This window comes from Isoptericola sp. NPDC057391 (assembly GCF_042668085.1).
In the GTDB taxonomy this organism is placed as follows: domain Bacteria; phylum Actinomycetota; class Actinomycetes; order Actinomycetales; family Cellulomonadaceae; genus Isoptericola.
Genome location: NZ_JBHVBO010000234.1, coordinates 1 through 5,408, shown reverse-complemented (window position 1 = coordinate 5,408; position 5,408 = coordinate 1). Strand labels below are relative to the sequence as shown.

The 5,408-nt window shown below is 76.0% G+C and carries 6 protein-coding genes; 2 read left to right on the top strand and 4 right to left on the bottom strand.

The features are described 5' to 3' along the window. Positions 1–30 precede the first annotated feature (30 nt). Genes ACFUVW_RS19210 through ACFUVW_RS19200 form a run of 3 tightly spaced genes read right to left on the bottom strand, consistent with a single transcriptional unit; the run spans position 31 to position 1,876 of the window. Positions 31–669: a carbonic anhydrase gene (locus ACFUVW_RS19210; protein ID WP_430572900.1), complete on the bottom strand. Its 639-nt coding sequence runs from the start codon at positions 667–669 to the stop codon at positions 31–33. Beyond that, positions 666–1,601: a carbohydrate kinase gene (locus tag ACFUVW_RS19205; RefSeq protein ID WP_430572899.1), complete on the bottom strand. Its 936-nt coding sequence runs from the start codon at positions 1,599–1,601 to the stop codon at positions 666–668. The genes ACFUVW_RS19210 and ACFUVW_RS19205 overlap by 4 nt, the downstream gene beginning before the upstream one ends. Then, positions 1,598–1,876 (bottom strand): exodeoxyribonuclease VII small subunit, encoded by a 279-nt coding sequence (locus ACFUVW_RS19200; RefSeq protein WP_430572898.1) that lies wholly within the window; start codon positions 1,874–1,876, stop codon positions 1,598–1,600. The genes ACFUVW_RS19205 and ACFUVW_RS19200 overlap by 4 nt, the downstream gene beginning before the upstream one ends. A gap of 102 nt (positions 1,877–1,978) precedes the next feature. On the opposite strand from ACFUVW_RS19200, the gene ACFUVW_RS19195 reads away from it, so the two are divergent. Next, the gene (locus ACFUVW_RS19195; RefSeq protein WP_430572897.1) at positions 1,979–3,598 is read left to right on the top strand and encodes an ABC-F family ATP-binding cassette domain-containing protein; all 1,620 of its coding nucleotides are present in this window, start codon (positions 1,979–1,981) and stop codon (positions 3,596–3,598) included. 21 nt (positions 3,599–3,619) lie between these two features. Here ACFUVW_RS19195 and ACFUVW_RS19190 read toward each other — a convergent pair whose 3' ends face one another. Beyond that, positions 3,620–4,234, bottom strand: a complete 615-nt coding sequence (locus tag ACFUVW_RS19190) for a TetR/AcrR family transcriptional regulator (RefSeq protein ID WP_430572896.1) — start codon at positions 4,232–4,234, stop codon at positions 3,620–3,622. Positions 4,235–4,328: 94 nt separating this feature from the next. On the opposite strand from ACFUVW_RS19190, the gene ACFUVW_RS19185 reads away from it, so the two are divergent. Beyond that, positions 4,329–5,408: FAD-dependent monooxygenase (locus tag ACFUVW_RS19185; protein WP_430572895.1), on the top strand; the 1,080-nt coding region annotated here is incomplete at its 3' end.

Below are 5,408 nucleotides of genomic sequence, written 5' to 3'. Positions count from 1 at the left end.
GGCCTGACGCGGCCCGCGCGGCGGCTCAGCTCACGCGGCCGGCTGCTCGCCGACCTCGCCGTCGACCGCGACGAGACGCGCGCTGCCGTCGTCCAGGTCGTAGACGACGCCGACGACGGCGAGGCGGCCCGCGTCGATCGCCGCGGCGATGGCGGCGGAGTACCCGCGCAGCAGCGCGACCGTGTGCTTGACGTGCTCCGTGCGCAGCACGTCCGGGTCGATCGGCCCGGAGACGCCCTGGCGGGACGTGAGCTCCGCCACGGACGGGATCACCTTGTCGACGACGGCGCGCACGAACCCCGGGGGCTGCTCGCCGGTCGCGAGGGTGTGCGCCGTCGCCGCGACGGCGCCGCACGAGTCGTGGCCCAGCACGACGACCAGCGGCGTCTGCAGCACCTCCGTGCCGTACTCGATGGAGCCGAGCACGGTGGTGTCGACCACGTGGCCCGCCGTCCGCACCACGAACACGTCGCCCAGGCCCTGGTCGAAGATGATCTCCGCCGCCACCCGCGAGTCCGAGCACCCGAAGATCACGGTGTGCGGGTGCTGCACGGTGCGCAGCTCGCGGCGCCGGACGGCGTCCTGGTCGGGGTGGTCCGGCTCGTCGCGCACGAAGCGGCCGTTGCCGGCCCGCAGCCGGGCCCAGGCTTCGGTGGGGGTGAGGGTCATGCGTTCTCCTTCGTTGCGAGGTCCAGCTCTCGGGCCCACGGGGGGTTGGCGCCGGCGCGCGACACGGTCACCGCGGCCACGGCGGCGCACCGCGCCAGCAGCGCCTCGGTGTCCGCGACCGGGACGGCGCGCAGCGCCGCCCGGCGCTCGGCACCGAGCAGCCCGGCGGACCAGAGCTCGTCGAGCAGGGCGCCCATGAACGAGTCGCCGGCGCCGACGGTGTCGACGACGGTGACGCGCGGCGCCGCGACGGTGGCCTCGCCGGCGGCCGTGACCGCCGTCGCGCCCTCGCCGCCGAACGTCACGGCCACGAGCGCCGGGCCCGTGGCCTGCCAGGCACGGGCGACCGCCAGCGGGTCGCTGCCGGGGTACAGCCACGCCAGGTCCTCGTCGCTCACCTTCACGACGTCGGCCAGCGCGACGATCTCCTCGACGCGCGGCCGCACCGCGTCGGCGTCGCCCATGATCGCGGGGCGCGCGTTGGGGTCGTACGTGATCGTCGCGGTGTCCCGTGCCGTCGCCAGGAGGTCCCGGACGTCGGCGTCCCCGGGCGCGAGCATCGCGGCGATGGAGCCGGTGTGCACGGCGAGCGTGCCGTCCTCGGCGCCCGTCCCGGCGGGGACCTGCCACTCGAGGTCGAACTCGTAGGTCGCGGCGCCGGTGTCGTCGAGCGTGGCCTGCGCGACGCTCGTGCGGTCCGCGCCGTCGCTGCCGCCGGCGAGCGTCACGCGCGACTCGGCGAGCCAGGCGCGCACGTCGTCGCCGCGCGCGTCCCGACCGAGCCAGGTCGCGAGCCGGACGTCGCGGCCGAGGCGGCCGAGGGTGAGGGCGACGTTCGCCAGGCTGCCGCCGGGGTGCTCCTCGCTGGACCCGTCGGGCCGGTGCACGACGTCGACCAGCGCCTCGCCGACCGCGAGGACGTGGGCGCTCACGCGTCGTCCTCCTCGGCCTCGGACAGGTCGGCGCCGGCGGTGGCGGACGACGCGGCCTGCGCCGCCGCGAGCCGCTCCCGGGCGCCGTCGAGCCACTGCTGGCAGCGTGCCGCCAGCGCCTCGCCGCGCTCCCAGAGGGCGAGAGACGACTCGAGGGGCTCGCTGCCGGCCTCGAGCCGGGCGACCACCTGGACGAGCTCGTCGCGCGCCTCCTCGTAGGTCAGCGCGGAGACGTCGGCGGGCAGGTCGGGGGCACCGGGGTTCGCATCGGTCACGGGGGACAGTCAACAACACCGGGCCGACAGGCCGTCGAGGTCGTCCGGGGTGCGGTCGGAATTGCCTTGCGGGCCGGGCGGCTGTCGGGCAGCGTGCGCGGCATGGGTCATCTGGAGGTGGCGCACGTCGAGCACGTGCTGCCGGACGGGCGCACGCTGCTCGACGACGTCTCGTTCCGCGTCCCCGAGGGCAGCGCCACCGCCCTGGTCGGGCCCAACGGCTCCGGGAAGACCACCCTGCTGCGCCTGCTGTCCGGCGACCTGGTGCCGCAGGCCGGCTCCGTCACGGTGACCGGCGGGCTCGGCGTCATGCGGCAGTTCGTGGGCGCGGTGCGCGACGGGTCGACCGTGCGCGACCTGCTCGTCGACGTCGCCCCGCCGCGGGTCCGCGACGCCGCGCGCGCCGTCGACGCGGCCGAGCTGGCGATCATGGAGGTCGACGACGAGCCGGCGCAGCTCGCGTACGCGCAGGCGCTCGCCGACTGGGCGGAGGCGCGGGGGTACGAGGCCGAGACGCTGTGGGACGTGTGCACCGTCGCCGCGCTCGGCGTCCCGTACGAGCAGGCGCGGTGGCGCGAGGTGCGCACGCTGTCGGGCGGCGAGCAGAAGCGGCTCGTGCTGGAGGCCTTGCTGCGCGGGCCGGACGAGGTGCTGCTGCTCGACGAGCCCGACAACTACCTCGACGTGCCCGGCAAGCGCTGGCTCGAGGACCAGCTCCTGGCCACCCGGAAGACCGTGCTGTTCGTCTCGCACGACCGGGAGCTGCTCGCGCGCGTCGCGGACCGCATCGTCTCCCTCGAGCCCGCGCCGTCCGGCGCCGACGCCTGGGTGCACGGCGGCGGCTTCGCGACGTTCCACGAGGCGCGGCGCGAGCGGTTCGCACGGTTCGAGGAGCTGCGCCGGCGCTGGGACGAGAAGCACGCCCAGCTCGTGCGCCTGGTGCGCGAGCTGCGGCAGGCGGCCGCGAACAGCGATGCGATGGCGTCCCGGTACCGGGCGGCCCAGACCCGCCTGCAGAAGTTCGAGGAGGCGGGCCCGCCGCCCGAGCCGCCGCGCGAGCAGGACATCCGGATGCGCCTGCGCGGCGGCCGCACGGGCGTGCGGGCGCTGACCTGCGAGGGGCTCGGGCTCACCGGGCTGATGCAGCCGTTCGACCTCGAGGTGTTCTACGGCGAGCGCGTCGCCGTCCTCGGCTCCAACGGGTCGGGCAAGTCGCACTTCCTGCGGCTGCTCGGGGGCGACGACGTCGCGCACACGGGCGAGTGGCGGCTCGGGGCGCGCGTGGTGCCGGGCGTGTTCGCACAGACGCACGCCCACCCGGAGCTGTTCGGGCGCACGCTCACCCAGATCCTCTGGGAGGACCACGCCCGCGACCGCGGCGCCGCGATGTCCGTGCTGCGCCGCTACGAGCTCACCGTCGCCGCCGACCGCGCGTTCGACCGGCTGTCGGGCGGGCAGCAGGCGCGGTTCCAGATCCTGCTGCTCGAGCTGGCGGGCTGCACCGCGCTGCTGCTGGACGAGCCGACGGACAACCTGGACCTGGCCAGCGCCGAGGCGCTGCAGGAGGGCCTGGAGGCGTTCGACGGCACCGTCCTCGCCGTCACGCACGACCGCTGGTTCGCGCGATCGTTCGACCGGTTCCTCGTCTTCGGCGAGGACGGCACCGTGCGCGAGACGCCCGAGCCCGTCTGGGACGAGGGGCGCGTCGTCCGCGCCCGCTGACGCCGGCCGCCGCGGGCGGGCTCAGCCGCCGGCCCGCGCACGCCGGCCGGCGGCGACGTCGAGCACGTTGTCCACGAGCTGGCGGGCGACGTCCTCCGCGCGCGTCGACGTGCCCAGGGTCGCGCCGAGGTGGGCCGGGGCGATGATCAGCAGCACGAGGTCGAGCGGCGTCAGCTCCGTGGTGCCGCTCGCGTCGAGCAGCTCCTGGAAGCGGTCGAGCCGCGGCTGGACGAGCTCCCGCACGCGTTCGGGGCCCGTCCTGGCGTCCCGGGACGCCGTCGTGAGCGCGCTGACGAACCCGAGCCCGCCCGGCCGGTCGAACGTCTCGACCAGCGCGCGGGTGTAGGCGAGCAGGTCGGCGCGCAGGTCGCCGGTCACGCGGACCGGGGAGGACGAGTTGACGTCGGCCACGGCGACGTCGAGCACGAGCGCGTCGCGGGTGCGCCAGCGGCGGTACACGGTCGCGGCGTGGACCCCGGCGCGGGCGGCGACCTCGGGGATCTCCGGCGCCTCGCCGTGGCGCTCCGCCATGAGCTCGCGCACCGCGCGATGCACGGCGTCCCGGGTGCGGGCCGTGCGGCCGCCGGGCCGGACGGTGCCGGTCGCCTGCAGGCCCGGATCGGTGCGGTCGGACATGCGCGCCATCTTAACGCAACGGACGTTGCATGAGTGAGCTCCGCGAGCTACGTTTTAACGCGAAGCTAGTTGCGTCTACGTCGCGGAGGTTCGGATGTCTCGGGTGCTGATCGTGGGGGCGGGTATCGCCGGCGACGCGCTGGCGGTGCTGCTCGACCGGGCCGGCTGGCGGGTGACCGTCGTCGAGATCGCGCCGGGCCTGCGGTCCGGCGGGCAGACCGTCGACCTGCGCGGGGACAGCCGCGAGGTGCTCGAGCGGCTCGGGCTCCTCGACGCGGCCCTGGCGTGCACGGTCGACCAGCGCGGCCTGGCGTGGATCGACGAGCGTGGCCGGCGGCGCGCGGAGATGCCGAGCGAGGCCTTCGGGGGCGCGGGCTTCGTCTCGTCCGAGGAGCTGCTGCGTTCCGACCTCGCACGGCTGCTGCACGACGCGGCCGGCCCGCGGACCGAGCACCGCTTCGGGGACACGGTGACAGGGCTCGTCGAGACCGACCGTGAGGTGCGGGTCGAGTTCCGCGAGCACCCGCCCGAGGTCTACGACCTCGTCGTCGGGGCCGACGGCGCGCACTCCCGTGTCCGGAGCCTCGTCTTCGGGGCGGAGGCGTCCTTCCGGCGGCCCCTCGGGCTCGCGCACGCCTGGTTCACGCTACGGGAGACGCCGGCCACGCCACCCCTCGACGGGTGGTTCCTCATGCTCAACCTGCCCGGGTCGCGGGTGGTCGAGGCGAGGCCCGGTCACGCCGGCGAGCAGGAGGTCGGCTTCACGTTCCCGGCCACCTCCCTGCCGCCGCGCGGTGACGCCGAGGCGCGGTTCGCCCTGCTCGAGCGGACCTTCGCCGGCGAGGGCTGGCGCACGCCGGAGCTCCTGGCCGCGGCGCGCGTCGCCGACGACTTCGCGCTCGACATCTACGACCAGGTCCGGATGGACGGGTGGTCGTCGGGGCGCGTCGTCCTGCTGGGCGACAGCGCCTGGTGCGCGAGCCCCCTCAGCGGCCTCGGCACCGCGCTCGCGCTGCGGGGTGCCACCGTGCTCGCCGACGTGCTCGCCGACGTGCTCGCCGACGTGCTCGCCGACGTGCTCGCCGACGTGCTCGCCGACGTGCTCGCCGACGTGCTCGCCGACGTGCTCACCGACGGGTGCGCCGACGCGCCCGGCCGGGAGCTCCCGGCCAGT